The organism is Variovorax sp. R-27, assembly GCF_049913215.1.
Lineage (GTDB): Bacteria > Pseudomonadota > Gammaproteobacteria > Burkholderiales > Burkholderiaceae_C > Variovorax.
Map to the genome: position 1 here is coordinate 1,761,936 of NZ_CP183984.1, position 26,688 is coordinate 1,788,623.

General features: G+C 67.8%; 23 protein-coding genes. 4 read left to right on the forward strand and 19 right to left on the reverse strand.

Translation table 11 applies throughout. The features are described 5' to 3' along the window. Positions 1 to 10 precede the first annotated feature (10 nt). Genes ACN9MV_RS07955 through ACN9MV_RS07970 form a run of 4 tightly spaced genes read right to left on the reverse strand, consistent with a single transcriptional unit; the run spans position 11 to position 3,834 of the window. Entirely contained in the window at positions 11 to 805 is a 795-nt protein-coding gene (locus ACN9MV_RS07955; protein ID WP_426391777.1) for an ABC transporter permease, read from the reverse strand. Between the two features lie 16 nt (positions 806 to 821). Continuing rightward, positions 822 to 1,700, reverse strand: a complete 879-nt coding sequence (locus ACN9MV_RS07960) for an ABC transporter permease (protein WP_354337332.1) — start codon at positions 1,698 to 1,700, stop codon at positions 822 to 824. Beyond that, the gene (locus ACN9MV_RS07965) at positions 1,693 to 2,763 is read right to left on the reverse strand and encodes an ABC transporter ATP-binding protein (RefSeq protein ID WP_426391778.1); all 1,071 of its coding nucleotides are present in this window, start codon (positions 2,761 to 2,763) and stop codon (positions 1,693 to 1,695) included. The genes ACN9MV_RS07960 and ACN9MV_RS07965 overlap by 8 nt, the downstream gene beginning before the upstream one ends. A 6-nt stretch (positions 2,764 to 2,769) precedes the next feature. Then, a complete protein-coding gene (locus ACN9MV_RS07970) occupies positions 2,770 to 3,834 on the reverse strand; it encodes an ABC transporter substrate-binding protein (RefSeq protein ID WP_371258798.1) in 1,065 nt (354 codons plus the stop codon). Between the two features lie 185 nt (positions 3,835 to 4,019). Between ACN9MV_RS07970 and ACN9MV_RS07975 the strand changes: the two genes are divergently transcribed. After that, positions 4,020 to 4,928 (forward strand): LysR substrate-binding domain-containing protein, encoded by a 909-nt coding sequence (locus ACN9MV_RS07975; RefSeq protein WP_426391779.1) that lies wholly within the window; start codon positions 4,020 to 4,022, stop codon positions 4,926 to 4,928. Between the two features lies 1 nt (position 4,929). Here ACN9MV_RS07975 and ACN9MV_RS07980 read toward each other — a convergent pair whose 3' ends face one another. The 9 genes from ACN9MV_RS07980 to ACN9MV_RS08020 all read right to left on the reverse strand — a co-directional run bounded on the left by ACN9MV_RS07980 (position 4,930) and on the right by ACN9MV_RS08020 (position 17,717). Next, on the reverse strand, positions 4,930 to 6,279 hold the full coding sequence (locus ACN9MV_RS07980; RefSeq protein WP_426391780.1) for an amidase: 1,350 nt from the start codon (positions 6,277 to 6,279) through the stop codon (positions 4,930 to 4,932). Continuing rightward, entirely contained in the window at positions 6,279 to 7,010 is a 732-nt protein-coding gene (locus tag ACN9MV_RS07985; RefSeq protein ID WP_426391781.1) for a DUF2848 domain-containing protein, read from the reverse strand. Before ACN9MV_RS07985 ends, ACN9MV_RS07980 begins: the two co-directional genes overlap by 1 nt. After that, positions 7,010 to 8,335: an MFS transporter gene (locus tag ACN9MV_RS07990; RefSeq protein WP_426391782.1), complete on the reverse strand. Its 1,326-nt coding sequence runs from the start codon at positions 8,333 to 8,335 to the stop codon at positions 7,010 to 7,012. Before ACN9MV_RS07990 ends, ACN9MV_RS07985 begins: the two co-directional genes overlap by 1 nt. A 37-nt stretch (positions 8,336 to 8,372) precedes the next feature. Beyond that, entirely contained in the window at positions 8,373 to 9,053 is a 681-nt protein-coding gene (locus tag ACN9MV_RS07995; protein ID WP_426391783.1) for a hypothetical protein, read from the reverse strand. Between the two features lie 144 nt (positions 9,054 to 9,197). Beyond that, positions 9,198 to 10,115, reverse strand: a complete 918-nt coding sequence (locus ACN9MV_RS08000; protein ID WP_426391784.1) for a LysR family transcriptional regulator — start codon at positions 10,113 to 10,115, stop codon at positions 9,198 to 9,200. A gap of 45 nt (positions 10,116 to 10,160) precedes the next feature. After that, positions 10,161 to 10,529: a nuclear transport factor 2 family protein gene (locus ACN9MV_RS08005; protein WP_093049273.1), complete on the reverse strand. Its 369-nt coding sequence runs from the start codon at positions 10,527 to 10,529 to the stop codon at positions 10,161 to 10,163. 86 nt (positions 10,530 to 10,615) lie between these two features. Next, complete coding sequence (locus ACN9MV_RS08010) at positions 10,616 to 10,957, reverse strand: NIPSNAP family protein (RefSeq protein WP_426391785.1); 342 nt, start codon at positions 10,955 to 10,957, stop codon at positions 10,616 to 10,618. A gap of 15 nt (positions 10,958 to 10,972) precedes the next feature. After that, on the reverse strand, positions 10,973 to 11,662 hold the full coding sequence (locus tag ACN9MV_RS08015; protein ID WP_093049279.1) for a hypothetical protein: 690 nt from the start codon (positions 11,660 to 11,662) through the stop codon (positions 10,973 to 10,975). A 73-nt stretch (positions 11,663 to 11,735) separates the two neighbouring features. Beyond that, positions 11,736 to 17,717, reverse strand: a complete 5,982-nt coding sequence (locus ACN9MV_RS08020; RefSeq protein WP_426393152.1) for an alpha-2-macroglobulin family protein — start codon at positions 17,715 to 17,717, stop codon at positions 11,736 to 11,738. Between the two features lie 265 nt (positions 17,718 to 17,982). On the opposite strand from ACN9MV_RS08020, the gene opgC reads away from it, so the two are divergent. Then, positions 17,983 to 19,125 (forward strand): OpgC domain-containing protein, encoded by a 1,143-nt coding sequence (opgC, locus tag ACN9MV_RS08025; protein WP_093049285.1) that lies wholly within the window; start codon positions 17,983 to 17,985, stop codon positions 19,123 to 19,125. Between the two features lie 10 nt (positions 19,126 to 19,135). On the opposite strand, the gene ACN9MV_RS08030 is transcribed toward opgC, so the two are convergent. From ACN9MV_RS08030 to ACN9MV_RS08040, 3 genes are all read right to left on the reverse strand, one after another. Continuing rightward, positions 19,136 to 19,894, reverse strand: a complete 759-nt coding sequence (locus tag ACN9MV_RS08030; RefSeq protein WP_426393153.1) for an SGNH/GDSL hydrolase family protein — start codon at positions 19,892 to 19,894, stop codon at positions 19,136 to 19,138. Between the two features lie 101 nt (positions 19,895 to 19,995). Beyond that, positions 19,996 to 20,757 (reverse strand): anti-sigma factor, encoded by a 762-nt coding sequence (locus tag ACN9MV_RS08035; protein WP_426391786.1) that lies wholly within the window; start codon positions 20,755 to 20,757, stop codon positions 19,996 to 19,998. Positions 20,758 to 20,785: 28 nt separating this feature from the next. After that, positions 20,786 to 21,361 (reverse strand): RNA polymerase sigma factor, encoded by a 576-nt coding sequence (locus tag ACN9MV_RS08040; RefSeq protein ID WP_371127341.1) that lies wholly within the window; start codon positions 21,359 to 21,361, stop codon positions 20,786 to 20,788. 166 nt (positions 21,362 to 21,527) lie between these two features. On the opposite strand from ACN9MV_RS08040, the gene ACN9MV_RS08045 reads away from it, so the two are divergent. Together ACN9MV_RS08045 and ACN9MV_RS08050 are read left to right on the forward strand one after the other, a co-directional pair. Beyond that, positions 21,528 to 22,067: a hypothetical protein gene (locus tag ACN9MV_RS08045; RefSeq protein ID WP_093049294.1), complete on the forward strand. Its 540-nt coding sequence runs from the start codon at positions 21,528 to 21,530 to the stop codon at positions 22,065 to 22,067. A gap of 30 nt (positions 22,068 to 22,097) precedes the next feature. Beyond that, a complete protein-coding gene (locus ACN9MV_RS08050) occupies positions 22,098 to 23,408 on the forward strand; it encodes a hypothetical protein (RefSeq protein ID WP_426391787.1) in 1,311 nt (436 codons plus the stop codon). Here ACN9MV_RS08050 and ACN9MV_RS08055 read toward each other — a convergent pair. The 3 genes from ACN9MV_RS08055 to ACN9MV_RS08065 are packed head-to-tail and all read right to left on the reverse strand — an operon-like array spanning position 23,405 to position 26,651. After that, positions 23,405 to 24,235, reverse strand: coding sequence for an ABC transporter substrate-binding protein (locus ACN9MV_RS08055; RefSeq protein ID WP_426391788.1), 831 nt, complete (start codon positions 24,233 to 24,235; stop codon positions 23,405 to 23,407). The genes ACN9MV_RS08050 and ACN9MV_RS08055 overlap by 4 nt on opposite strands. 20 nt (positions 24,236 to 24,255) lie before the next feature. Beyond that, positions 24,256 to 25,626 carry an MmgE/PrpD family protein gene (locus ACN9MV_RS08060; RefSeq protein WP_426391789.1) on the reverse strand — a complete coding sequence of 457 codons (1,371 nt, stop codon included), beginning with the start codon at positions 25,624 to 25,626 and terminating at the stop codon, positions 24,256 to 24,258. 50 nt (positions 25,627 to 25,676) lie between these two features. Then, positions 25,677 to 26,651 (reverse strand): Bug family tripartite tricarboxylate transporter substrate binding protein, encoded by a 975-nt coding sequence (locus ACN9MV_RS08065; protein ID WP_426391790.1) that lies wholly within the window; start codon positions 26,649 to 26,651, stop codon positions 25,677 to 25,679. Positions 26,652 to 26,688 lie beyond the last annotated feature (37 nt).

Here is a 26,688-nt window from a genome sequence, read left to right on the forward strand (position 1 = left end):
CAGGGCGCGCTCAGCCCTTGCCGATCAGCACGCGGTCGAGGCCGACGAGGCGGTCGAGCAGCACCATCAGCACCACCGTGCCGGCGATGAGCACGGTCGATACCGACGCCACCAGCGGGTCGATGGTCTGCGCGATCTGGTTGTACATGGCGACCGGCAGAGTCGTGGTGCCCGGCGTGGCGACGAACACGGTCATGGTGAGCTCGTCGAAGCTCTGGATGAAGGCGAGCATCCAGCCGCCGACCACGCCCGGCAGGATCAGCGGCAGCACGATGCGGCGGAACGCGGTCATGCGGTTCGCGCCGAGCGAGAGCGCGGCCTTCTCTGCATCGCGATCGAGGCCCGTGGCCGAGGCCAGCACCAGCCGCAGTGCGTAGGGCATGACCACCACCACGTGCGTCAGCGCGAGCCACGCGAACGACCCCGACACGCCCACCGTGGTGAAGAAGCGCAGGAACGCCACGCCCAGCACCACATGCGGAATCATCAGCGGCGACATGAAGAAGGCCGCGAGCACGCCGCGCCCCGGAAAGCGGTAGCGCACCAGCGCCAGCGCGGCCGGCACTGCCAGCACCACGGCGACGGTCGCGCTCGCAAGGCCGAGCCAGAGCGAGATCCAGAACGCGTTGACCAGCTCGGTGGCGCCGCCGATGGCGCGGAACCAGCGCAGCGAGAAGCCGTCGGTCGGCAGCGAGATGTAGCCCTTGCCTGTGAACGACACCAGCACCACTACGACCAGCGGCGCCAGGATGAAGGCGATGAAGATCGCGTGGTAGACGAGGGAGAGCTGTCCGTTCTTGCGCATGTCGTGCCTCTTTTTCTCAGCCTTCGAAGACCTGTGCGTAGCGCCGCTCGAGCCAGCGGTTGAAGCCGGCGATGACGATGACGTTGGCCACCAGGAGCAGGATCGCGATCGACGCGCCCAGCGGCCAGTTCAGCGTGCTCAGGAACTCGTCGTACGCGGCCGTGGCCACCACCTTGAGCCGGCGCCCGCCAAGAATGGCCGGCGTGGCGAAGGCCGAGGCCGCCAGCGCGAACACGATGATCCCGCCCGACAGGATGCCTGGCAGGATCTGCGGCAGGATGACCCGGCGAAACACCGTGAAAGGCGCCGCGCCGAAGGAGAGCCCCGCGTTCTCGACCTGCGGATCGAGCTTCTGCAACGAGGCCCACACCGAGATCACCATGAACGGCATCAGCACGTGCGTGAGCGCGATGACCACCCCGGTCATCGTGAACAGCAGGCGTACCGGTTCGTCCGTGAGGCCGAGTGCCCGCAGGCCCGCATTGATGAGCCCGTTGTTGCCCATGAGGATGGCCCAGCCCAGTGTGCGGACCACGACCGAGACCAGCAGCGGGCCAAGAATGACGATCAGGAAGATGCCCCGCCACGGCGCTTTCATGCGCGACAGGATGATGGTTTCCGGCACGCCGAACAGCACCGACAGCAGCGTGACCGCGAGCGCCAGGCCGGCCGTGCGCAGGAAGATCTCGTAGTAGTACGGGTCCGAGAAAACCTCGAGGTAGTTGCGAGCAGTGAAGTCCGGCAGCACACCGCGCGTGCCGTCGAACGAATGGAATGACAACACCGCGGTGAGCGCGAGCGGAATCACCAGCAGCCCGAGAAACAGCAGCAGCGCGGGCGCGCTGAGGAACCAGGGCGCAGAAGCCGCGCGCGGCCCGGAGGCTGCCTCAGCCATTCGCGGCCTCCGTGTCGAGCAGGCGCAGGTCGTCGTCCAGCCAGTGCAGCGCGACGGCTTCGCCTTCGGCCGGTGGCACCGCGCCGATGTTGGGATGGCTTACGCGCATCGGCCCGAGCGCGCTGTCGACCTCGACCAGCCAGTGGTTGCCCAGGAAGAGCCTCGTGCGGATGGTGGCCGGAATGCCGTTCGCGGCCGAGGCCGGCGCAAGCTTCACCTTCTCGGGCCGAACATAGACGTTGACCTCGCGCGCAAGCGGCTTTTCCTGGTGCGGCACGTGCAGCAGCGAATCGCCGACACGCACTTCGCAGCAGCGCATGTTGCGGGCTTCGACGACACCTTTCAGCACGTTCGTCTTGCCGAGGAAGGACGAGGCGAATGCGGATTCGGGTCGCTCGTACGCCTCGTAGGGCGTGGCGAGCTGCACGATGCGCCCGCCGTGCATGACCGCGATGCGGTCGCTCATGGTCATGGCCTCGACCTGGTCGTGCGTGACCAGGATCGTGGTGATGCCAAGGTGCCGCTGGATGCCGCGCAGCTCGACGTGCATGTCCTCGCGCAGCTTCGCGTCGAGGTTCGACATCGGCTCGTCGAGCAGCAGCACCTCGGGGCGCACCGCCAGCGCACGGGCGATGGCAACGCGTTGCCGCTGGCCGCCCGAGAGTTCCTTTGGATAGCGCTTGCCCAGGCCCGGCAGTCGCACGAGCTCGAGCGTCTCGTCGATGCGTTTCAACTTCTCGGCGCCCCGCATGCCGCGCATATCGAGGCCGAAGCCGATGTTGTCGGCCACGGTCATGTGCGGAAACAGCGCATAGCTCTGAAACACTACACCCATGCCGCGCTTCTCCGGCCGCATGGCCGTGATGTCGGCGCCGTTCAGGCGGATGCGTCCGCGCGTCGGCTCGACGAAGCCCGCCACCATCTGCAGGGTGGTGGTCTTGCCGCAGCCCGAGGGGCCGAGCAGCGAGATGAACTCGCCGCGCTCGACGTCCAGGCTCAGGCTCTCCACGGCGCGGAAGTCGCCGAAGGTCTTGCCGAGTTGATCGAGTTGAAGGAAGGTCATGCTTGCTCAGCGTTCGACGGTGCGGTTCCAGCGGTTGGTCCACTCTGCGCGCTTCTCGTTGACCAGCGTCCAGTCGGTGGGCAGCAGCTTGTCCATCTGTTCCTTGCCGTACGGCACCTTGGCCGCCACTGCCGGTGCCAGCTTGGTGGTCGAGTTGGCCGGGCCCCAGCCCTGCGTGTCGGCGAGGATGGCCTGCACTTCAGGCGTCAGCAGGTAGTTGACGAAGGCCTGCGAGAGTGCCGGGGCGGTGTTCTGCGCCACCGGGCAGGCAGCTATCAGCAGGGCCGGCGCGCCTTCCTTCGGAATCACGAATTGCACCGGGAAGCCCGTGTCCTTCAGCGCCTGCACGCGGCCGCTGCCCCACACGGCCAGCATGATGTCGTTGTTCTGGAACAGCTCGGTCATCTTGCCCGGCGACGGTTCCCACGCCAGCACGTTGGGCCCGACTTCGCGCGCCATTGCCGTGAAGCCCGGGTCGATGTTCTTGTCGCCGCCCTTGCGCAGCTTGGCGAAGGTCAGCAGCGTCTGCAGGCCGTAGGTGTTGCTGATCGGCGGGATCGCGACCTTCTGCTTGAAGCGCTTGTCGGTGAGCACCTCCCACGAATCCGGCGGAGGCAGGTTCGCCTTCTTGAAGGCTTCGGTGTTGTAGGCGATGCCGGCGGCGACGATGCCCACGCCGACTGCGCTGTCGGTCATGCGTGCGACGGAGTACAGGTCTTTCAGCACCGGCTGGTTGCCCAGCTTGTCGCAGAAGCCGAACTGCACGGCCTGGTACATCGGGCCGTCGTCGAGCAGCACGACGTTGAGTTCCTGCTTGCCCTTTTGTGCCTGCAGCTTGGCCAGTGTGTCGGTCGAGTTGCCCGACACGTAGACGATCCTGGCGTTGTGCTTGGCCTCGAACGCGGGGATCAGCTTCTCCTTGAAGGCCTTCTCGGTCGAGCCGCCGTAGGAGCCGACGTAGAGCGTGGTCGGCTGCTGGGCTGACGCGATGGTTGCTGCGGCAAGGGCGCAGAAGGCCAGCACGGTGGACAGCGCCGCATTCACGGCCGCGGAAACGGGACGAAGCATCATGGGATTTCCTTTGTTGCGCACCAAAAAGTCCGGGTTTTCCCTATCGTGATGCGTTTCTCTTATGGCGCACCAGAATGGGTTCTGCAGTTCGTTTCACTCGAAGAATGCAGATTAACGATGCGTTCGTTCGCTGAACAATCGTTTTTTTTCGGAAGGCCATAACATTCATGTATGGAGTGCCCGACATGAAGATTCGTCAATTGGAGGCCTTTCGCGCCGTGATGCTGTGGCAAACCGTGACACGCGCGGCCGAGTCGCTGCACGTGTCGCAGCCTGCCGTCACGCGGCTGGTGGCCGACCTGGAGGAAAGCGTGGGCTTCCCGCTCTTTTTGCGTGTGCGGGGGCGCCTGCAACCCACCGCGGAGGCCGAGGCGCTGAACGAGGAGGTCGAGCGCTCGCTGCTCGGCATGGAGCGCATTGCGCGAACCGCCGAGGAGATCCGGTCGTTGCAGCGCGGCGCGCTGCGCATTGCCGCCGCGCCGGCATTGGCGCTGTCTTTCTTGCCGCGCGCAATTGCGGGCTTCCTGGCCGAGCACAACGACATCCGGGTGTCGCTCGCCAACCATTCCTCGCGCACGGTGGTGGACCTGGTGGTGGGCGAGCGCTGCGACGTCGGATTCGTCATCCTGCCGGTAAGCCATTCGAGCACGCACGGTGAGCGGCTGATCGCGACCCGGATGGTTTGCGTGATGCGCAGCGATCACCGGCTCGCGAAGAAAAAGGTGATCCGCCCTCCGGACCTGGCTGGCGAGCACTTCGTCTCGCATCCGCATGTGATCGAATCGCGGCTGCATGTTGACGCGCTCTTTGCGTCCTACGGCATCGAGCGCAAGCTGCAGGTCGAGACGCAGGTGTCGGCCGGCGTTTGCGCCATGGTGGCTGCCGGCCTCGGCGTGTCGCTGGTGGACCCGATCACCGCGCTGGAGCACGCCGGCCAGGGCCTGAGCTTCCTGCCCTTCGAGCCGGAAATGGTGACGGATTTTTCCGTGCTCACGCCGGTGCGGCGGAGCTCGTCATTGCTGGTGAGCGCCTTCGTCGATCACGTGCGCAAGTTCGCCGTGGCGCAGCTCGACCCGAGATTCGTCAGCCCCTGATTTACGTTCCAGATTCGGGCAGCGCAGCTTCCACAGCCAGCGCTACGGCCGCGAGCCGCGCGTCGTCGCCGCGCACCGAGGCCAGCATCAGCCCCACCGGCAGTTCGCCCGGCGCATGGCAGGGCAGGCTGAAGGCGCAGCCGTCGAGCAGGTTGATCGCGAAGGTGTTGCGCAGCAGCAGGCCGTTGGCCTTGAAGAAGGCGGCGTCTTCCGCCAGCGCCGCAATGGGCGGCGCGACGATCGGCACGGTCGGGCACACGAGGGCGTCGAAGCCTTCGATGGCCCGTTCGACGCGGCCGATCCAGTCGCGCCGGCGGTCTTGCATGGCGATGTAGTCGGCGGCGCGCACTTCGGTGCCGAGCGCGATACGTGCGGCTACGCGCGAATCGAAGCCGCTGCGCTTTGCGGCGAAGCGCTCGCGGTGCACCGCAGAGGCCTCGACCGGCGAGAAGCCGCCGGGCGCGTTGACGGTCGCGATCTCGGCGAGTTCGGCCAGCGTGATGTCCACGATCTGCGCGCCAGCGGCCGAGAGGGCCTGCAGCGCGCGGTCGAAGGCGTGCGCCACTGCGGGCTCGATATCGTCGAACATCATCGTGCGCGGCACGGCAAGGCGCATGCCCTGCAGCGGGCGGCGGCGCACCGCGAGCGGTGCATCGGCAATGGCCGCATCGGCGATCAGGCAGTCTTCCACGCTGCGGGCCATGGCGCAGACCGTGTCGAGCGAGCGCGCCAGTTCGAAGGCACCCGTGCGCGGCACGCGCGACTGCGTGCTCTTGAAGCCCACGAGTCCGCACAGCGCGGCGGGAATGCGGATGGAGCCGCCCGTGTCCGAGCCCAGCCCCGCGACAGCGAGGCCGAGCGCCACCGACACCGCAGCGCCCGACGACGAACCGCCCGGAATGCGCGCCGTGGCCGCGTCGGCCGGATTGCGCGGCGTGCCGTAGTGCGGGTTGATGCCCACGCCCGAGAACGCGAACTCGGTCATGTTGGTCTTGCCGACGATGGCAGCGCCTTGCGTGCGCAGCCGCGTCACGGCGACTGCGTCGCGCGTGGCCGGCGGCTCGCCTGCGCAGACGGCAGAGCCGGCCATGGTGGTCTCGCCGGCCACGTCGTAGAGGTCCTTGACCGACACGGGCAGGCCGGCGAGTGGGCCGAGTTCGATGCCGGCCTTGCGCGCCGCATCGGCGTGTCGGGCTGTAGCGAGCGCGGCATCGGCGTAGAGCCGCGTGAAGACGTGCTCGGCAGCGGGTTGCGTGGCCGCTTCGAGCACCTGTTCGATCAGTGCCTCGTGCGACAGCTCGCCGCGCGCGATGCGTTCGCGCAGGGCTGCGATGGTGAAGCCGTCTTTCATCACGCCACCACCGGTAGTGCTTCCACCGCATAGCGATGCACGATGCGGCGCTGCAGCTTCGGGTCGTGCAGTTCGATTTCCATCTGCCCGGCGGGGCGTATGCCTTCGCCCTTCGCGTTGGGCAGTGCGCCCAGCGTGCCGCAGGTCATGAACAGCCCCTCGGGTGCGCTGCCGGCGCCGGGCATGCCGTCGCGCAGCGCGGCCAGCGGCCGGATCGATGCGAGCGTGCCGCGCTGGTAGTCGGTCCAGCGGCCGTCTTCGAAGATGCGCGAGCGCAGTTCGAGCGTGTCCTGGTGCGCCTGCACGTCGCGCCAGCGCCATGCAGTTTCGGCCACGGGCTTTGCGCACATCTGCTTCGACACGGCAACCGAGTAGCTCTCTACATGCCGGTCGGTGTGATCAGAGGCCACGCTCAGCCACCACTCGCCCTGCGAGAAGAAGAACACGGGCTCAGCCTCGCCGGAGCTCTGGTCGCCCAGCGCCTCGATGGCCGGCGATTGCGTCAGCAACTGGGCCGCGACGCGGTAGTACAACGGCACGCTCGAAGGGCGCGGCACGCCGAGCTTCGCCAGCTCCTCGATGTGGTGCTCGATGGCAGCGATGTCGCGGCCGGTCCAGCCTGCCACCACCAGCGCGCGGGGCGCGATGCTGTGCAGGGCGGTGGAGCGCGTGCCGTCTTCGGCAATGCTCTCGCAGGCGAAGCGCAGGGAATGATGCATGTTCGTCGTCATCAGTTCTCCAGTGGGCGCTTGGCGGTTTCGCGGGCCACCACGAGGGCGATCAGCGTCAGGCCCAGTGCGGCCACCACGTACAGCGACACGGCCACCGTGGTGCCCCACGACTTGAACAGGCTCGCGATGATCAGCGGCGCGAAGCCACCGCCCACGATGCCGGCCAGCGTGTAGGCCAGCGAGGCGCCCGCATAGCGCACGCGGCCGGGGAACTGCTCGGTCACGAAGGCGGCCTGCGGGCCGTACATCATTGCGTGGATCAACAGGCCCACCACCACCGCCGCGCAGATGGCGACCGGTTGCGCGCTGTCCATCAGCACGAAGAACACAAAGGCCCACACCATGCCCAGCAGCGCGCCGGCAATGTAGACCGGCCGGCGGCCGATGCGGTCAGACAGGCTGCCGAACCACGGCACTGCAATCGCGTTGCAGGCCGCGCCGATCATCGTGGCGGTGAGCGCCAGCGGCCGCGACAGGTGCAGCACCGTCGTCACGTAGGTCAGCGTGAACACCACCACCAGCGCGTACAGCACGTCGGAGCCGATGCGCGAGCCGCCGGCCACCAGCAGGCTGCGCCAGTGCTGGGTGAACACTTCCTTGATGGGGGTCTTGGCGGTGGCCTTCTTCTCTTCCATCTCGCGGAACACGGGAGTCTCGTCAACACCGCGGCGCAGCCACAGGCCGAACAGCACCAGCGCGACGCTGGAGATCAGCGGCAGGCGCCAGCCCCAGGCCTGGAACTCTTCCGGGCTCAGCCAAGCCGACACGATGGCGATGAAGCCGGTGCCGATCAGCGTGCCGCACGACGGGCCGACCTGCGTGAACGAGGCGTTGCGGCCGCGCTCGTCGGGCTTGCCGTGTTCCATCGACAGCAGCACCGCGCCGGCCCATTCGCCGCCGAGCGCCACGCCCTGCACGAAGCGCAGCGCAACCAGTGCCACCGGCGCCCAGATGCCCCAGGTCGCATAGGTGGGCAGCAGGCCCATCAGGCCAGTGGACACACCCATGATGACCAGCGTGGCCACCAGCACGAAGCGCCGGCCCAGCCGGTCGCCGAGGTGGCCGAACACCATGCCGCCCAGCGGACGCGAGATGTAGCCGACCGCGTAGGTCGAGAACGCGAGGATGGTGCCGGTGAGCGGGTCGAACGACGGGAAGAACACCGCGTTGAAGACCAGCGCGGCCATGATGTTGTAGACGGTGAAGTCGTACCACTCCAGCGTGGTGCCGATGGAGCTGGCCATGGCCAGGCGGCCCATCTTGGCGGACCCGGGCGCGGGCGGCGTGGCTGCGGTGGCCGCAGCGGGGAGAACATGTTCGGTCATCGGAATACCTTTGTTCAGGGAAGAGATGGAAGTCGGGTCAGCCCAGCTCGGCCGCGCTCAGCTTCCAGCCGAGAGCGAGCAGCCAGCCTGTGGCGGGGTCGGTATCGAAGGCGGCGGCGGCCGTGGCACGCGCGGTGCGCGCGGCGTCGGCGCTGCTGGTTTCGATCACCAGCATCGGCTGCAGCACGCGGCCTTCGGTGGATTCGCGCGGCAGCGGCGTGCTGAGCGCGGTGTCGGGCACGAGCAGGTACGACTGCACGAAGCCTGCCTGCTCTTTCTTCAGCTGAAGGCCGATGCGCTCTGCGCTTTGCACCAGCGCTTCAGCGTCGGCGGCCACCGGCAGGGGAAGCACGACCACGTGGCTGCCGCTGCCGAAACCCGTGACGGCGCGCACGGCGCACACGCGGCGCACCGGCTGCCGCATGCGGTCGAGGTTGGCGATGGACCACGGCGTCTGCTTCTCGAACGCGGCGCGGTAGCCGGGCGAACCGAACACCGCCAGCGATTCGGTGCGGTACAGCCCGAGGTACTTGCGGCCGCCTTCGAGCGAGAAGTAGCGCGCGCCCGAGAGAAAGCCGGGGATGCGCACGCGCTCTTCCACGTGCTCCTGGTCGTACCAGCGGTTGAAGTCGGCATCGTCGGCCGGCTCGACATCGGAAGCGACGAACAGCAGGCCGTTCGCGTTCGCTGCGGGGAAAGAAAGGTCAGGTGTGTTCATGGCGGCGGAAGAGCAGGCGGGCCTTCGAAAAATGAAGGCGCGATCTTCCGTCGCAGGGGCGAACTGTCACAAACGAGTTTTTCTGGGCTACAGCCACAAGAATTACTGGCCCCTTTTCGGGGCCGAAATGCGCTGTTTTGAGGGTTAACCCTCTGCCGATGCGCTCCAGGTTGGTGCGATTGCCGACGTGGTGAACTGGTCGGAAGCGCGGCACGCCAGCTCGGCCACCAGCCGGATGGCGTCGGAGTCTGCGGCTTCGAGGTGGCTCACCACGATGCGCTGCGGCGAGATGAGCGCGTCGCACTCGATGATTCGCACGTCGCCGATGGCCACGTATTCATAGCAGGGCGGCAGCGGCACCAGCGCGTTGCCGAAGCCCGCCTTCACCAGCCGAGCCAGCGCCGAGATCGAGCTCACGCAGTGCACCTTGCCCAGCGGAATGCCGGCCGCGCGGAACAGGTTCTTCAGCGCCTCGTGCGGCTGCGAGCCGGGGCTCATCGTGAGCACGGGTTGGCGCAGCAACTGCTCGACCGTCTGCATGGGCTCGACGCCGGGCGGTCCGACCCAGCCCATGGGCATCGGCAGGCAGGGCGTGCTCACGATGCCGGCGCCGGCGATGTGGTCGGTCTGCAGCGCGATGTCGAGCGCGCCTTCGCGCAGGCCGCGGTGCAGGGCCAGCGTGGTCTCGGAGGTCAGCTGCACCTCGATGCCCGGATAGGTGGAGCGCAGGTTGGTGAGAAAGCCCAGCAGCCAGGTATGGACGACGGTCTCGATGGCGCCGATGCGAACCAGGCCGAGGATGTCTTCGCGCGGACGGCCGAGCGAGACGATCTCGCGGCGCAACTCGAGCAGGCGCTCGCCGTAGTCCATCAGCCGCACGCCGACCGGTGTGAGCCGCAGCTCGCGCGCATCGCGTTCGAACAGGCGCGCGCCGATGTCTTCTTCGAGGGAGGCGACGCGGTTGGACACCGCCGCCTGCGTGATGTGGAGCCGGTCGCTCGCCGCGCGGAAGCTGCCGAGCCGTGCGGCCCAGAGAAAGGCTTCTACAAATCGTGTGTTCATGGGGCACCTGCAGGCATTTTGCCGGTGTTCGTGCCCCGGGGCGCCTCAGCCGCCCATCGAATAGAAGAACTCTTCGCGCACGATGGCCCCGTCCTTGACGGTGTAGAGGCCCGCTTCCTCCATCTGGAAGCGCTGGCCCGTGGGCTTCATGGTCACGTCGAAATCGAAGCCGACGATGAAGCGGTCGTCATGCGGCCAGGGGCCGGTGATCTTGAACGAATGCACTTCGTGGTTGTCGCTCCACCACTTGCCCTTGGCCTCGATGGCTGCCAGGCCGACGGCTTCGCGCTGCTGGCCGGGCGGGGCGCCCGCCTCGACGCTCACCGCGTCATCGGCGTAGAGCGATTTCGCGTCCTCGAACTTTCCTTCTCTGCACAGCGCGACGAGCTTGTTCGCGATTTCGAGCGTGGTCATGGTTGTCTCCTGGGGAAGGGGCGGGTGGGAAGGCAGTTTAGGCCGATGGGCGCGTCAGAGGGCGTTCAACACTGCCTGTGTCGCGGTCAGCCGGGGTTCAGCGAACGCATGCTGGCCACCGTTTCGTCCGATGCCCACAGCAGCGTGTTGAGGTAGGTCTCGATACGATCGACCAGCGCGCTGCGCGGGCCTTCGCGCCATTCGGCCGAACCGTAGAACGCGGCCTGTTCCGCTTCCAGCGCCTGCCGGTCCGCATATGCGCGCACGAGGTGGTAGGTCTCTTCCTCGTGGTCCGACTTTCCATAGGCGACGACGTCCATGCCCTTGCTGCGCAGCATCGGTACTGCCCGCGTGTGCATGGCTTCATGGAAGTCGGCGAGCGTGCCGGGCTTGAGCCTGTAGGTGCGGATTTCGAGCAGCCGGGTCATGGTGGAGTTACGGCGTCAGCAGAAAACAATCGCCGTCTTGTGCGCAATGCTCAGCCGCGCCGATTCATACAGCAGCAGCCAAGACACGTATTCCCGGTACAGGCCGCCGTCTTCCTCGATCAGCGCGTCGATGCGTTCCGCTTCCTCGTCCGAGAGCTTGCCGTTGTCGAGGTGGATGCCCAGGGCCGGAGCCACGAACACGAGTTCTTCGAGCAGGCGGTAGGACGAGCCGAGCATGCCGCCGGGGAGGCCGGCTTCCTCTTCTTCCTCGTCTTCGTCGTCCTCGTCATCCTCTTCGCAGCTGTCATCCCCGTCGAACAGCACATCCTTGAAATCGATGGGAACGTAGAAGCCCTCCGCGTCCGAGTGGCACAGCAGGTGGCTTGCCGAGCCGTCGAGCAGCGCCTGGATCTTCGGGTCGGCCGTGGGGTCGACGTCGTCCGGCAGCGGCGTCGCTACCCAGTCGGGCGAGAGCAGTCGGTGGGCGTAGGCGCGGCGCAGGTAGTGGATGAAGGAATACGGGAAGCCGTCGATTGAAGCGCGCGAGTCGAGCTCCATCGGCTCGCGTGGCTCCGTGTGCTGGGGAAGCCCCGCGGCGGCCAGCACGCGGTTGGCTTCGGCCAGTTCTTCCTCGAAGCCCTCGGCGCTTTCGGGATCGTCTTCGAGCAATTCGGCGAGCATGCCGACACAGACAGCCAGACCCATGATCTTTCCTCCAGGTTGTTGGTTCGCTGCGATGGTGACGACCGCCGGTGAAGAAGCGATGACCGCTAAATTGTTACTTCGCCGCCTCCACCTTCACCCGCGCATTCGGCGCCTCGCCGAACATCTCCGGCGCGTACATCGCCTCGACGCGGCTTGGCGGCAACGCGAAGTCGCCGACGTTGTTCAGGCGCACGGTGTATTCCATCTTCACCACGCCCTTGGGCAGGTACTCGTAGTAGCTGCGGAAGGCCTCGAAGCTGCGTTCCTCGAAGGCGGCCCAGCCGGCGCCCGACTTCTTCTCGCCCTGGGTGGCGATCTGCGAGTCGCGGCCGAGGCCGCCGCCGAGGATGGTGGCACCACCGGGGATCGGGTCGCTGATGACTACCCAGGTCATGTCGGCGCTGGCGTTCACCTCCAGCGTCACGCGCAGCACGTCGCCGCGCGTGTACTTGCCGGCGGTGGCCTGCTCGACCGGCGTGATGGTCTTCTTGATCGCATAGCCGGCGGCAAACGGTGCCTTCAGCTGCACGGCGGCAATCGACTGCAGCGTGAGCCACGGCTTGCCGGTGCCTTGCTGCGTTACCAGCAGGGTGTCGCGCACCGGTACGCCCGACGGCGATGCTGCCCACGGCAGGAACATCGTGTTGTTCTTCAGGTTGCCCGGCGAAGCGGGCGCGCCGAAGAAGGTGGTCTGGTTCGGTGCACCGGCCGGGTCGCTGGTCTTCACGCGTTCGACCTGGCTCCAGTTGACCTGGGCTTTCACTGCACCGAGCGTGGCGGCAGTGACGCCGGCCACCGGCGTGCTTTCGAACACCTTGCTGAACTTCTCCAGCGCCAGCCCGCCCCACAGGTTGGCGGTGGTGGTGTGCCATGCGCCGTTCTGCTGACGGCCGATGAAGCCGTTGGCGAGCTTGCCGATGTCGTCCTTCCAGCTCGGGTCGTCCATCACGCTGAGCAGCAGGCGGGCGGTGTTGACGTCGCCGTTGGTCATCAGCCACCACCAGTAGTCGTCCTGCTCGGTGCTGAAGATCAGCTTGGTGCCCTGGTATGAGAGACGGGCCTTCAGCACGTTGTTGGCTTCGTCCAGGCGCTGCTGGCGCTGCGGCACGTCGTTCACGCGCTTGAGGATGTTGAGCCAGTCGATCACCGCGCTGGTGGGCCACTGGTTCGGCGCAATGGTGATGCTGCCGAGCATGCTGCCCTTGGCCTTGCCGTAGCGCGAGAGCGCTTCGAGCGCGGCGAGCTTGCGCACGTCGAGGTCCTTGCGCGGGCTCCAGAACTCGCGCGTGATGCGGCCTTCGACGAAGGCGATCAGGCCCGACTCCATCGGTGCGCGCACGTCGTCGGCCAGCGCGAAGGCCGGGTTGAGCTGCGCGGCCTCGTTCGTCGCCGCGAGCAGGTACGACGTGAGGATGTCGCTGCCGCGGTTGGCCTCGCCGTCGCGCGGCGGGAAGTAGTTGGCCAGGCCGTCGCTGTCGAGATACGTCGGCAGCTGTGCCAGCACGCCCTGCCACATCTTCGCGTCGCGCAGGCCGACCGACTTGCTGGTCTTCTGTTCGAGGCAGATGAAGGGGTAGTTCGCGAACCAGTCGCGCACGCCTGGCAGGCCTTCGGCCAGCTTGGGCTGCAGAGACAGCTTGAGGCCGCCGCGGCCGGGGAGGGCGTCGGCGGGCGGTGCCACGTCGAGCGTGAACGGCCCATCGACCTGCACCAGCGTGGCTTGCTGCACCGTGAGCGGCACTGAAGGCACGATGCGCTGGCGCACCTTGAGCGCATCTCTCGCACCTTGCGCGCCGCCGATGGTGTCTTTCGCTTCGATCTCCCACAGGATGGCTTCGGCGCGCGTCTGCGCGAGCTGTGCGGGCGCGGTCACGGTCCAGGCCACTTCACGCGCCTCGCCGGCCGGGATGTCCACGGTCTGCGGCTCCAGCGTGAGCAGGGTGGCGCGCGGCGCGGCCTCGACCTTCATCGGCTTCTGCGTGGTGTTGCGCAGCGTGATCTGCGCGCGGAACTGGTCGTCCTCGCGCACCAGCGGCGGCAGGCCGCTGATGATCTGCAGATCCTGCGTGGCCTGGATGCTGGCCTGGCCGGTGCCGAACAGGCTGGTGCCCGAATCGGCCACCGCCACGATCTTGAAGGTGGTGAGCGCGTCGTTCAGCGGCACCGTCACCACGGCCTGGCCGTTGGCATCGAGCACCACCTTCGGGTTCCACACCAGCAGGGTGTCGAGCAGTTCGCGCGTCTGGCCCTTGCCGCCGCCGCCGCCCGCGGGCACGGCCTTGCGCCCGTAGTGGCGCCGGCCGACGATTTCCATCTGCGCGGTGGAGGTGCTCACGCCCCAGCTGCGTCGCTGCAGCATGGCGTTGAGCAGGTTCCAGCTGTCGTTAGGCATCAGCTCCAGCAGGGCCTGGTCGACCGCGGCCAGCGCCACTTCGGCACCTGCCGCCGGCTTGCCGTCGGGCAGCTTGGCGCTGATGGTGACCTGCGCCTTGCTGCGTATCGGGTAGCTGGGCTTGTCGCTGGTGACGGTCACGTCGAGCTGGTGGGCGCGCGTGCCGACGCGAATCTCGGCCATGCCGAGGCGGTAGGCCGGCTTGCTCAGGTCGACCATGGCGGTCGGCGCCACGTATTCCTTGCCTTCGTACCAGAAGGCCGTCCACCACTCGCGCGGCGACTTGAAGCCCCAGGTGAAGAAGCTGTACCACGGCACTTCGCGCAGGCGGCCGCGCAGGGCGAGCACGCTCACGTAGGCATTCGGGCCCCACTCGGGCTTGACCTGCAGGGTGACGGTCGGGTCCTTGCCGTCGAGCTGCACCACGTGCGTCTCGATGATGCCTTCGCGTTCCACCGCGACCAGCGCGGTCGCGAAGCGGAAGGGGCTGCGCACCTGGAACTTGGCGACTTCGCCGGGCTGGTAGCTCTTCTTCTCGGGCAGCACGTCGATGCGGTCGTTGTCTTCGCCGCCGAACCAGAGCTCGCCCTGCTTCGTCACGTAGACGGAGCTCACGGCCTTGGCGTCGCGGCCGTCGCTGTCGGTGGCGCTGGCGATGAGTTCGACTTCGCCGGCTTCCTTCAGCTCCGACTCGCACAGCAGCAGGCCGCGCGCGTCGCTCTTGCCGCTGCAGACGGTGCCGATGTCCTTGGTCTCGGTCTTGTTGTCGTAGGTGTAGAAGCCGCCCACCATGCGCTTGCGGCTGGTGGTGGTGATGCGCGCCACGGCGCGTACGTTGAGCGTCACGTTGGCCTGGGGCTTGCCCGTGAGGTCGAGCGCGAGCGCCTGGAACTTCAGCTTCTGGGCGGTGGAAACCCAGCCCTCGGTCTTGATGCCGGCGATGACGGATGCGGGCCACAGCGTCTGCGTGCTGCGGATGGTCTGCACCTCGCCGTTCGGGTCGGCGTACGTGGCTTCGAGCAGCAGCTCGCGCGCGGCCTTGACCTTGGGCACCTTGTCGATCGTGACCTTGCCGCCGCCGTCCTTGTTCAGTGTGAGCGGCAGCTTGTCGGCGATCACGCGGGTGTCGTTCACGCTGTTGAGGTCTTCCTCTCCGGCGCTCGTATCCGCGGCCGGGGCGGCGGCCTCGGTGCCGTCGCCCTGCGTGGCGCGCGGCGGGTTGAAGCTGAAGGCGTCGTAGTCGGAGAAGCTCAGGGCCTTGCCGCGCACCATGGCCGACACGCGCACCGGCAGGTTGGCGGCGCCGCCACCGGCAACGTAGTTGATCTGCACGTCGGTGGGCACGCTGGTGGCTGCCACCAGCGGCTTCTTCTCGGTGGGCGAGATGCGGCCTTCGAGCACGGGCAGGCGGAATTCCTCGACACGGAACATGCCGGTGCTGAAGCTGCGGGCGTAGTCCTCGTCGCCGTCGGACTCGCCTTCTCCATTGGCATCCTTGCCTTTACCGGTGCGCAGCATCACCTCGTACACGCCGAGCTTGGCTGCCGGCGGAATGGGGAATGTGTTCTCCGCGCTCAGGCCGCCGGTGGCGGTCTTGCGCCAGTTCAGCGGCTGCGTGAAGCGCTGGCCGCTGCCCGTGTGGGTAATGACGAGGGTGTCGGGCCGGTTCTCCGGCAGGCCGAAGCCCTTGCTGGTCTGCGTGCGGATCAGGCTCTTCATCGACACCGTTTCGCCGGCGCGCAGCAGCGTGCGGTCGAAGATGGTGTGGGCGACGCGATCGGGCTCGGCCTGCAGGTTGGTCGGCACATTGAAGCGCCAGGGCTCGATGCCGCGCTGCCAGTCGCTCCAGGTGAAGGCGAGGTCTTCGACGCCCTTGTCGTCCTTGGCGCGGGCGCTGACGAACCAGGCGCCCGTTTCGTATTCGTTCGGGCCGTTGCACGACGGCGGCTGCGGCGACACGCCGTTCAGCATGACGATGCCGTTCGCATCGGTGGTGCCGCTGGCCACGGCCTTGCCGTCGCAGCCGGACACGCGAACCTCGGCGCCGGCCACGACCTTGCCCTTGTCGAGCGTGGTCACCCAGGCCATCGAGTTCTCGCGGCCCAGCTTGAAGTGCACGGCCAGGTTGGTGGCCAGCGCGGTGGTGCGCACGTACATCGTGCGGCCGGCGTTGTAGCGCTCGTCGAGCAGCGCCTCGCCGAGTTTCTGCGAGGCGATTTCAAGCACGTGGAAGCCGGGAGTCAGCGGAATGCCGATGACTTCGAAGGGGCGCGGATCGCCGGCGTCAGACTTGGGCATGTCGAGCGCCTTCACGCCCGACTGGCCCGCCAGCAGCGACAGCATGCGCGTTTGCAGGCTGGTGCGGTCGTCCTTGTCGATGACCGGCGGCAGCGGGCCCTTCACGTCCTTTCGGGCTTGCTCGCGCGAGATGGTGAAGCTGTCGTAGCGGCGCACCTTGCGGAACCACGCGATGATTTCCGCGTCGGTCTTCGGGTTCATGTCACTCACCTTGCCGGGCGTGAGGGCGTTCACCATCAGCTTCGGCTCCACGCGGCGCACGGTGACCGGCATCATGGCCGGGGTGTCGGGCTCGGCCAGTCGCTCGACCACGCCGAAGGGCGAGGCGGCGAACTTGGCCAGCGGCGGCATCATTCCGGTCGCCACCTTCAGCGGGAAGGTGCCGGGCGAGGCCAGCGGGCGGCCCGAGGCGTCCTCGAACTTGGAGGGCAGCTCGATGCTGTATTGCGTGCTCTCGGCCAGCGGCGGCTCGAAGCTCACGCCGTTGACCACGTCATCGTCGCTCTGCGTGCCGCCCTCGTTCTCGAGCTTGGCCTTGATGGTCTTGTCGCCCTTGAGCTGAATTTGTGAAGCCAGCTTGCGCGTGACCGGTGCATTGAACGTCAGCTGCATCGGGCGCAGCGGCAGGCAGGCGGCCTGCGCGTTCTCGCGCTCGCAGGTGAACGAGACGGCGAAGGGCTCGCGCACCTGGAAGTCGAGGCGGCGTTCCACGTTGTTGGGCACGCCGGAAGGCGTGGCCACGCCCTTGCCGTAGACGACCTGCACCTTGGCGCCGGGCGTCAGCGTGCGGTTGCACTGCATGGTGACGAAGCGCAGCGGGTCTTTCTCGGCGGCCTTGTCGCGGCCGAAGGCCTTGAGCAGGCCTGCGCGCTGCTCGCCGTCGAGCAGCTTGACGGGAATGCGCTCGCCCACGCCGTCGGCGGCGCACCAGATGTTCTGGCGCACGCTGTCGAGCGTGGCCGCGCCGTTGAGCTCGAGCACGAACATCTGCTGTTCGTCGATGCGGCTGTAGCTGCCCGGCATGTAGTTGCGCACGAAGGGGCCACCGGTGTTGAACTGGTAGCGCTCGGGGCCGGTCAGCTCGCCGCTGGCGGGCTTGAAGGTGGGAATGCGGGTGACTGTGCAGCGCACGCCGGGCGGCAGGTCGTTCTCGAAGTCGTAGACCCAGGCCTTGGCGTCGGTCCAGCGGCCCGTGCCCTTGGCGGCCTGCGCGTCGGTGCAGCTCACCGTGAGCGGGGCGGGGGCCTTGGGGTCGCCGAAGTTGACGGCGGCCTGGTCGAACTTGGCGACGACCTGGCGTACGCGCGCGACCTCGCCCTGGGGCGTGAGGCTGGTGATCTGGAGGGCAAAGCCCGGGCCGGCCATGAGGACGCCGCCGGCCAGGAGCAATGTTGGAAGGAAACGGTTCACTTTTTTGTATCTCCACCTTGAGGCAGCGCGCAGCGTAGCCGATTTGCACGACGCTTCGGCAGTGCCAACAGTCATAGGCCGTCGGCGCTGTCCGGAGCTGCGCTCACTACGACGGTGTCATTCGCGCGCACCCCGGAACGTCTTTACACCGGCCTTCTTACAATCAGCCGCTGTCGTGCGTGCGCCGCGCGGACCGCCACCAAGACCTCGCCGCCGACCGATGAAACGCTACTGGGAAATAGACGCCTTGCGCGGGCTGATGCTCGTGCTGATGACCGTCACCCACCTTCCCACCCGGCTGACCGATCCGCTGGGCCAGCCTTTCGGGTTCGTTTCGGCGGCAGAGGGCTTCGTGCTGTTGTCGGCCTTCGTGGCCGGGCTGGTGTACAGCCGCATCGGCTATCTGCGCGGGGTCGATTCGATGCGCCAGGCCTTCTGGCGGCGCGTGCTGAAGGTCTACCTGTGCCAGGCGGCGATCCTGCTGTTCCTGTTCACGGTGATCGCGGCGGTGGGGCTGCACATCGACCAGCCGGCCGTGAAGAACCTGGTGTCGTACTACCTGGCGGAGCCGCGCGAGGGCTTCCTGTTCGGGCTGCTGCTCATCTACGAGCCGGCGCTGCTCGACATCCTGCCGATGTACATCTTTTTCATGCTTTTGAGCCCCTGGGTGCTGGCCTTCGCCATGCGCCATGGCTGGACCTGGGTGATGGTGGCGAGCGCGACCGTGTGGGCGGCGGCGCAGTTCGGGCTCAGCGAATGGGTCTACGGGCTGGCAGAGCGCTACCTGGGTGTGCCGGTGCCGTTCCACGAGATGGGCGCGTTCAACACCTATGCCTGGCAGTTTTTGTGGTTCGCGGGGCTGTGCATCGGCGCCACCCGCAACGGGCCGGAAGCCCGGCCGCTGCGCTTTCCGGCGTGGCTGCTGGTGCTGGCGGCGGGTATCGCGCTGTACGGCGTCTACTGGCGCCACACCGGCATCAACGGGCAGGCGCCGTTCGGCGGCGACGTGGAGTTGAACCTGCTGTTCGACAAATGGCAGCTCGGGCCGCTGCGGCTGGTGAACCTTGTGGCGCTGGGCATCCTGGCGGTGCGCTTCGGGCCCTGGCTGATGCGGCGCATTCCGCGGCTACGCTGGCTGGAGGCAATGGGCTCGGCCTCGCTGCCGGTGTTCTGCGCGCACCTGGTGGCGGTGCTGCTGGTGCTGGCCTTCTACGGCGACAGCCAGACGGCACGGCCATGGTGGGGCGACGGCCTGCTGCTGCTGGCGGTGTTCTCGGGGATGTACTTCGTGGCGCGTTTCACGCGTGGGGCGGACGTGCCGCCGCCGGCGGACGACGTGCCGTCGGAGCCCGCGCCGGCCTGAGCGCCCAGGTTCAGGGCAGGCTGGCCGTCGGCGGCGCGGGCGGAACAGGCAGGTGCGGCGCGATCACCGAGTGCCAGAGCCGGTAGCCCTCGTCCGTCATGTGCAGCCTGTCGCCGCGGAAAAGCTCCATGCGCGGGCGGCCATCCGCGCCGAGCATCGGCGTGTAGATATCGATGAACTCACTGTTGGGCAGCAGGTTCAGGTAGGCCGAGATCACGTGATTGGTCTCGCGGATCTGCGGCATCAGCTGCTCGCGCGAGGGGCTGGGCTTGACCGAGATGAAGCTGATGCGCGCATCCGGCAGCTCGGCGCGCACCGCGTTGGCAAAGCGCGCGAAGCTGTCGAGCACCTGCAGCGGCGTGCGGCCCTCGGCCAGGTCGTTGTCGCCCGCATAGACCATCACCTGCCGGGGCTTGTAGCGCACCACGAGGTCTCGCGCGAAGAGGCTGCAGTCTTGCAGCGTCGAGCCGCCGAAGCCGCGGTTGATCACGCCGCCGGGCACGCGCGCGAAATCTTGCTGCAGGCGGGTCCACATGCGCACTGTGGAACTGCCGACGAACACCACGCCGCCGGGCGCGGGAAAGCGTTCCTGGTCGGCGCGCGCAAAAGCCGCGAGCTCGTTGTGCCAGCGGTCCTTGGCGGCCAGGTAGTCGCGCGCGGCCGCGGCCTCGGCAGCGGCCGTCTCGGATTCCTGGGGGAAGAAGCTGGACTGGGCGTGCGCTGCGAGCGCTGCGGCGAGCAGGGCGATCGCGGCCAGCGCGGTTTTCATCGAGTGCATCGGAAGAACGGAAGAAGGGCGGGGAGCGAGCGGTAGGCGGATTTTCCATCACGACGCTCCAGTGGCCGTGACCGTTGACAGCCGGGTCCCGCCTAGATGGTTTTCTCGATGAGCGCGCCCTTGAACAGGACCGGTCCTTTCGGCCCGCTACCCGGCGGGACGCCGCCCTTGGCTTCGAGCGTGATGGCCAGCGCAGGCACGGCATGCACGTCGGACTCCGATGCCGCGAGGCGCAGGCCCGGGGCGTTGTCGAGCACACCCAGCGATCGCGGCGCGCCGCCCGGCGGCAGGGCCCAGAGCTGCAGCGACTTGTCGTTGCCTTCATTGAAGCCGCCCACGCGTTGAAGCACCAGCTGCTTTTTCTTGGGGTCGAAGGTCACGAGCATCGAGGCTGCGTCCTTGTCGTCGCTCAGCACGGCCACGTACTGCACCGCCGGGGCGTTGTGCAGCTGGTCGCGCAGGTTCAGGCCGACCGCCACGGCCAGCACCGTGGCCAGCGCGCCGGCGGCGGTGGCGCCGCGCCACAGCGTGAGGCTGCGCAGCCAGCCGCCTTGGCGCGGCTCGCTGTCGGCCCTGGCATTGGCGGCATCGCGTTGCCGTTCGATGGCGAGTGCCGACTGCTCGGCGTCGATCATGTTGCGGATGCGGGTCCACACGGCCGGGTCGGGCGCGATCGAGGTTTGCAGCTCGGTCATGCCCGCGAGCCGGCCTTGCCAGACCAGCGCGGCGGCGCGCACCGGCGCCTGTTCGCGGGCCAGGGCTTCGAAGCGGCGACGGGCGCCGCCGCGCAGGGTGCCGAGCGCATGGCTTGCGGCCAGCAGTTCGAGCAGTTCGGGGTGGGCGATGAGGTTCATTGGGAGGCTGCCTTGTTCATCGTCGCTCTCACGCAAAGCGCCCCATGCAGACGCGCAGCTTTTCCAGCCCGCGCCGGATCCACGTCTTGACCGTGCCGAGCGGCAGCTTCAGTTGCTCGGCCAGCTCGCCGTGGCTCATGTCGCGCAGGTAGGCCAGGCTGACCACCTCGCGCTGGCGGCCCTCTAGCTGGCTCAGGCACTGGTGCAGCGCCCAGGCCTGCTCGCTCGCATCGGCGGTGTCGGCCGGGTTGGGCGCGTCCGATTCGAGCTGGTCGGCCATGAGCTCGTCGAATTCCTGGGTCAGCTGGGCGCGGTCGGCGGTGCGGCGGCGCAGCAGGTCGAGCGCCCGGCTGCGCACGATCAGCCCGAGCCATGCGAGCGGCGGGCTGAGCGAGGCGCGATAGTCGCCGGCGACTCGCCAGACAGTCAGGAAGGCCTCCTGGAGCACGTCCTCGGCCCATTCGCGCTGCCGCACGACGCGCATCGCCAGGCCCATCAGCCTGGGCGAGGTGCGGTCGTAGAGCTGGCGCAGGGCGGCTTCGTCGCGATGGCCGATGCGGTCGATCAGCGCCATCAGTTCGGCGTCGGGGCTGGGAGCTGGCATCCGCGGATTGTGGGGCATCGATGCACATGCCAGATATACGGGGCGCCCGGGTGGCCGGATTCATGCCGCAGGCCCGATTTGGGGCCGAATGCAGTCTTTAGGAAACATTCGGCAACGTATACTGCCCGCAAAATTTAGAGGGACGCGCACACGCGCGAGCGGGGAAATGAAGCAAATTGCGATTGCGATCGTGCTCTGCGTGGGCGCGTGGTATTTCTTTATCGGCGGTCGCAAGCTCGACGAGCCGATGGTGCGCGACTACTACCAGAAGGAAGCGCGCGCCATTGCCGCCCGCGACGCCGACAAGCTGTGCAAGCAGCTCAGCCGCAAGGCCGTCATCGACAGCAAGACGACCATGATGGGCCGCACGGAAGAGACCTCGCACAACCGTGACGAGGCCTGCGAGGCGCAGCACAAGACCTTCGAGATCCTGCGCCGCGTCGGCGACCAGATGGGCGGCATCCTCACCCTCGACTACGACTACCACATCGATTCCGTCGAAGTGGCGCCCAACCGCAAGAGCGCCATCGTCAAGGGCACCAGCGTGCTGCAGATGGGCGAGTCGGTCATTCAGCTCAAGACCAGCTTCACGCAGCGTCTGGAGAGTGAGTTGGGCCAGATGCGCCTGGTGCATGCCGAAGAGGCCACCGTGGTGCGCCTGGGCGGCCGGGGCGCCATGAGCCAGAGCGATTTCTTCCGCAAGTAAGCGAATCCATAAAAACAGGGGGTCGTTGCCATGATCGTCGTCAAGGATGCGGCGCCGCCGCCACCGCCGTTCTGGCACCGCCTGAACAGCTTCTTCGCCTTTCCGTTCCAAATGCGGCCGCTGGCCTACGGGCTGCTGCTGTCGTTCTGCAGCCTGTTCTTCGACGCGATCTTCTTCCTGCCCGACGCGCTGGCGCTCTTCGTCATCGAGGTCGGCATCATGCTGGCGGCCAGCCGCTACGGCTTCAAGATCATTGCGCTGGGCGCGCGCGGCATCCGCGATTCGGCGGACTTCGGCCGCGAGTCCAGCGACGACTGGACCTACCTGCCGTGGAAGCTGTTCGCGATCACGATGGTGCAGGCCTTTCTCATCGGCTGGCTTGCCTGGTACGCGCCGATCCTCGGCACGGTGGGGCTGTTCGTCATGTCGTTCACGTTCCCGGCGGCGGTGATCGTGCTGGTGCAGTCGGCCAGCTTCTTCCAGGCGATGAACCCCGGCAACGTGATGGACGCGATGCGCATCATCGGCTGGCCGTATGCGCTGCTGTGCTTCTTCCTGTTCCTGCTGAGCACGGGCGCGCAGGTGGCGCTGTCGATGCTGCTGCCGATGTTCGACGGGCGCATCGCGCTGCCGGTGATCAACTTCGCCTTCATCTACTTCGGCTGGGTCATGGCGAGCCTGCTGGGCTACGTGATGTTCCAGCACCACGACGCCTTCGGCTTCGACGCCGTGCCGGGCAGCGAGCTGGGCGACGGCGCCACGGTCGACCGCCGCACGCCCGAGCAGATCGCCGCGCAGCGCATGGACGCAGAAGTGGCGCAGCTGATCACCGAGGGCGACCTCGCGGCCGCATTGGGCTCGGCCTACGAGGCCCAGCGCACGGCCGCGTCCGACGACCTCGCGGCGCAGCGCCGCTACCACCGCGTGCTGGCGCTGATGCCCGACAAGAAGGACACGATGCTCGATCAGGCGCGGCGCTTCATCCCGCTGCTGATGCGGCGCGACCTGGCCTCGGAGGCGCTCAAGGTCTTCAAGGTCTGCAAGGAAAAGGACAAGGCCTTCGCGCTCGACGATGCCGTCATGGTGATCGCGATGGCGCGCGCCGAATGGCGCAACGGCGATGCGCACGCCACGCTGGCACTGCTGTCGGGCTTCGACAAGCGCTTTCGCGGCAGCGAGGCGATTCCGCAGGCCTACGAGCTGGCTGCCCGCGCGCTGGTGCAGGGGCTGGGCCGGGCCGACATGGCGCAGCCCATCCTGACGACGATGGAGTCGCGCTACCCCGACAGCGAGCAGACGCAGGAAGTGCGCTGGTTGCTGCGGCCGACCCCGGCGGCCTAGCGCGCGGCGCTGCTACGGGGCGCAACGGCAGCGCCCTCGATGCCGTGCCGTTTCAGCGCCTCGCCAACGAAGCCTGATGCCTTCATCTCCTCGATGAAATCGCTGAGCCACGCCTGCGCAGCGAGCCGGCCCTTCGACACGCCCATGGCCTGCTCGATCACCATGAAGCGGCCCGGCAGCAGGCGCACGCCGCCCATTCGCGCGGCATCCGCTTCCAACTGCTGCTTCACGCCGGCGGCCACGTCGAGGTTCTGGGCCAGGAACTGGTTCGTGACCTCGGGCGAGGTCGGTGCGCGTACCAGCGTGGCGGCCTTCAGCTCGCGCGTGAGGAACAGGTCGTAGGCGCTGCCGCGACCCACCGCGACGCGGGTTCCCGCACGGTCGACATCGGCGTTGCGCTGCAGCGGCGAGCCGTTGCGAACCAGGTAGGCGCCTTCGATGATCACGTAGGGCGCGGTGTATTCCATGTCCGCCGCGCGCACCGGGTCGATGGCGACAAAGGCCATGTCGACCTGCCGCGCCTTGACCGCTTCGACCACGTTGCCGGCGGAGTTGAACTGCACCAGCTCGACGGCCAGGCCGAGGCGGCGCGCCGCCTCGCGCGCAAGGTCCACCGAGACGCCGCTCGGCACGCCACCCGCGCCGCGGCTGGCGAGGATCGGGTTGCCGAAGTTGATGGCGGCGCGCAGCTTGCCGGTGCCGCCGAGCTCCGCCGCCGCGGTCGCCTGCGAGCTGGCCTTGGTGCCGGCGCAGCCCGCCAGCAGGAGTCCGCCCGCGGCGCAGAAGGCGCGGCGGTCGATGGCGTGGGAGAGGTCGGACGGTTTCATGCGGGTCTCCGTTCTCCGTACTAGGGCCGGGCCAGCGCCACAAGGCTGCGCACATCGGCGGCAGTGCCCAGCGACCAGCAGGCTGCAAGAAGCTCGCTCGTGCGTTGCGCGCCCAGGATGCCGTTCGACAGCCCGTGGAACTTGCGCTCCAGGTCCGCGTCGCTCATGGGGCGTTGCAGCGAGCCGATGGCGTGCTCGATGAACACGTGCTCGCGGCGGCCATCGGTCAGCACCGCGGTCACGTCGGCGCTGGCCTCGTCGATGCTGTCGTCGACCGTGGCCACGACCTTGCGGCGCAGGGCGACCACGTCGGGCCGCGTCACGATGTCGTCGGCGAATTCTTCTTCGGCCGCGCGGCCGAACAGCAGGCCGGCCGCGCACCCGTGGTACACGCTGAACTTGCCTTGCAGCCCGTCGGCCGGCTCCTTCTTGCCCGTGAGTTCGAGCACCAGCGAGTGCACCTTGAGCTCGATGCGCTCGATCTGCTCCGGTGCAATGCCGCGCTCGCGCAGCTGCACGCAGGCGTCGATGCTCGGGTGGATCACGATGCCGCAGGCAAAGGGCTTGTAGCTGTTGAACGAAATCTCGAAACGCTCGCCGAGCTCGTCGGTGACTTCGTTCCATGCGTACCTGGTCGACACCACCTGCGCCCAGCCGCGCGGCGCCTCGATCGCCTTCGGGCTCGCGGTGTAGCCGTGCCGGGCCATCAGCGCGGCCATCAGGCCGGCGCGCGCCGCGCCGCCCGGATGGAATGGCTTGGTCATGGTGCCGAACTGCTCGCGCAGGCCGACCGGCTGCGACGCGGCAATGCTGAGCGCCATCGCCGTGCGGTTCGCATCCAGCCCGAGCAGGCGCGTGCAACCCGCCGCCGCGCCGAACATGCCCGTGGTGCCGGTGATGTGCCAGCCGCGGTCGTAGTGCTCGGGGTAGACGGTGTTGCCCAGGCGGCAGGCAACGTCGATGCCCAGCACCAGCGCATCGAGCACCGCGCGGCCGCTCGCGCCCGTGTGCTCGGCCAGCGCCAGCACGGCGGAGGCCACCGGGCCGGCGGGGTGGATGATGGTCTTCAGGTGCGTGTCGTCGAAATCGAAGGTGTGCGAGCTGATGCCGTTGAGCAGCGCCGCGTTCGCGATGTCGACTTTCTCCGTGCGGCCGAGCACGGTGGCCTGCGGTGCGGGCTGCAGCACCTGCACGGCGGCCAGCGCGGCCTCGACGGCTTCGTGCCGCGCGGCGCCCACGGCGCAGCCCAGCCAGTTGAGGAAGGTGCGGTGCGCCTCATGGTCCACCGCGTCGCTCCAGCCGCGCGAGGCATGGCCCGCGACGTACTCGGCAAGGATGCGGGTGATGGGAGGTGCGTTGTGGTCTGCGGCGACCTGGGTATTGCGGGCCATGTGTGTGAAAGCCTTTGGTGGATAGCTGGGAGGGGGAAAAGAGGCGGGCTTCAGGTCGTGAGCTCGATCTTGCGGTCGCGCGCGAGCTGGGTCCATCGCGCGACGTCGGCGCGGATGTAGTCGCCGAACTGCTGCGCGCTCATGGGCATGGGCTCGACGGCCTCGATCGCCAGCTTCTCGCTGAGATCGGGCGCCTTGAGCACGGTGTTGAGCGTGTCGTTGAGCAGCTTCACGACCGCGGGCGGTATGTTGGCCGGACCGACCACGCCGTACCACTGCATCGCGTCGAAGCCTTTCAAGCCCAGCTCCTCGAGCGTGGGCACGTCCTTGATCTGCGGATGGCGCGCCTTGCCGGTCACTGCCAGCGGACGCACGCGGCCCGACTTGATGTGCGGCATTGCCGCGGCCAGGCCGGGGAACATGGCCTGCGTCTGGCCACCCATCAGGTCGTTGAAGGCTGGCGCCACGCCGCGATACGGCACGTGCGTCATCTGCAGGTCGGTCTGCTGCTTGAAGAGCTCCATCGTCAGGTGCGTCAGCGAGCCCGCACCGGCCGAGCCATAGCTGAGCTTGCCTGCGTTGGCCTTCGCGTACTCGACGAACTGCCTGAAGTCCTTGGCCGGCAGGTCGGCGTTGGCCACCAACACGTTGGGCGTGCCGCCGATCATGCCGATCGGCGTGAAGTCCTTGACCGGGTCGTAGGGCACCTGGCGCGTCGCGGGGCTGGTGCCGTGCGTGGCGACGTAGCCCTGCATCAGCGTGTAGCCGTCGGCCGGGGCGCGGGCCGTGTTCTGCGAGGCGATCACACCGCCTCCGCCGCCCTGGTTGTCGACGATGAAGGTCTGGTTGAGCAGCTTGCCCCAGCGCTCGGTGACGGTGCGGCCCACCATGTCGCTGCCGCCGCCGGCCGCGACCGGCACGATGTAGCGGATGGGCTTGTTCGGAAAGTCCTGCGCACGCGCAAGACCGTGCATCCCGAGGAATGCGGAAGTAGGAATGGCCAGTGTGAAGGCGCGGCGTTGCATGAATGTCTCCTGGTAGTTGTTCGGGCAAGAGCGGCTG

Coding starts and splice junctions, on each gene's coding strand:
- ACN9MV_RS07955 (WP_426391777.1), bottom strand. CDS start 805: ATGCGCAAGAACGGACAGCTCTCCCTCGTCTACCACGCGATCTTCATC.
- ACN9MV_RS07960 (WP_354337332.1), bottom strand. CDS start 1,700: ATGGCTGAGGCAGCCTCCGGGCCGCGCGCGGCTTCTGCGCCCTGGTTC.
- ACN9MV_RS07965 (WP_426391778.1), bottom strand. CDS start 2,763: ATGACCTTCCTTCAACTCGATCAACTCGGCAAGACCTTCGGCGACTTC.
- ACN9MV_RS07970 (WP_371258798.1), bottom strand. CDS start 3,834: ATGATGCTTCGTCCCGTTTCCGCGGCCGTGAATGCGGCGCTGTCCACC.
- ACN9MV_RS07975 (WP_426391779.1), top strand. CDS start 4,020: ATGAAGATTCGTCAATTGGAGGCCTTTCGCGCCGTGATGCTGTGGCAA.
- ACN9MV_RS07980 (WP_426391780.1), bottom strand. CDS start 6,279: ATGAAAGACGGCTTCACCATCGCAGCCCTGCGCGAACGCATCGCGCGC.
- ACN9MV_RS07985 (WP_426391781.1), bottom strand. CDS start 7,010: ATGACGACGAACATGCATCATTCCCTGCGCTTCGCCTGCGAGAGCATT.
- ACN9MV_RS07990 (WP_426391782.1), bottom strand. CDS start 8,335: ATGACCGAACATGTTCTCCCCGCTGCGGCCACCGCAGCCACGCCGCCC.
- ACN9MV_RS07995 (WP_426391783.1), bottom strand. CDS start 9,053: ATGAACACACCTGACCTTTCTTTCCCCGCAGCGAACGCGAACGGCCTG.
- ACN9MV_RS08000 (WP_426391784.1), bottom strand. CDS start 10,115: ATGAACACACGATTTGTAGAAGCCTTTCTCTGGGCCGCACGGCTCGGC.
- ACN9MV_RS08005 (WP_093049273.1), bottom strand. CDS start 10,529: ATGACCACGCTCGAAATCGCGAACAAGCTCGTCGCGCTGTGCAGAGAA.
- ACN9MV_RS08010 (WP_426391785.1), bottom strand. CDS start 10,957: ATGACCCGGCTGCTCGAAATCCGCACCTACAGGCTCAAGCCCGGCACG.
- ACN9MV_RS08015 (WP_093049279.1), bottom strand. CDS start 11,662: ATGGGTCTGGCTGTCTGTGTCGGCATGCTCGCCGAATTGCTCGAAGAC.
- ACN9MV_RS08020 (WP_426393152.1), bottom strand. CDS start 17,717: ATGGCCGGCCCGGGCTTTGCCCTCCAGATCACCAGCCTCACGCCCCAG.
- opgC (WP_093049285.1), top strand. CDS start 17,983: ATGAAACGCTACTGGGAAATAGACGCCTTGCGCGGGCTGATGCTCGTG.
- ACN9MV_RS08030 (WP_426393153.1), bottom strand. CDS start 19,894: ATGAAAACCGCGCTGGCCGCGATCGCCCTGCTCGCCGCAGCGCTCGCA.
- ACN9MV_RS08035 (WP_426391786.1), bottom strand. CDS start 20,757: ATGAACCTCATCGCCCACCCCGAACTGCTCGAACTGCTGGCCGCAAGC.
- ACN9MV_RS08040 (WP_371127341.1), bottom strand. CDS start 21,361: ATGCCAGCTCCCAGCCCCGACGCCGAACTGATGGCGCTGATCGACCGC.
- ACN9MV_RS08045 (WP_093049294.1), top strand. CDS start 21,528: ATGAAGCAAATTGCGATTGCGATCGTGCTCTGCGTGGGCGCGTGGTAT.
- ACN9MV_RS08050 (WP_426391787.1), top strand. CDS start 22,098: ATGATCGTCGTCAAGGATGCGGCGCCGCCGCCACCGCCGTTCTGGCAC.
- ACN9MV_RS08055 (WP_426391788.1), bottom strand. CDS start 24,235: ATGAAACCGTCCGACCTCTCCCACGCCATCGACCGCCGCGCCTTCTGC.
- ACN9MV_RS08060 (WP_426391789.1), bottom strand. CDS start 25,626: ATGGCCCGCAATACCCAGGTCGCCGCAGACCACAACGCACCTCCCATC.
- ACN9MV_RS08065 (WP_426391790.1), bottom strand. CDS start 26,651: ATGCAACGCCGCGCCTTCACACTGGCCATTCCTACTTCCGCATTCCTC.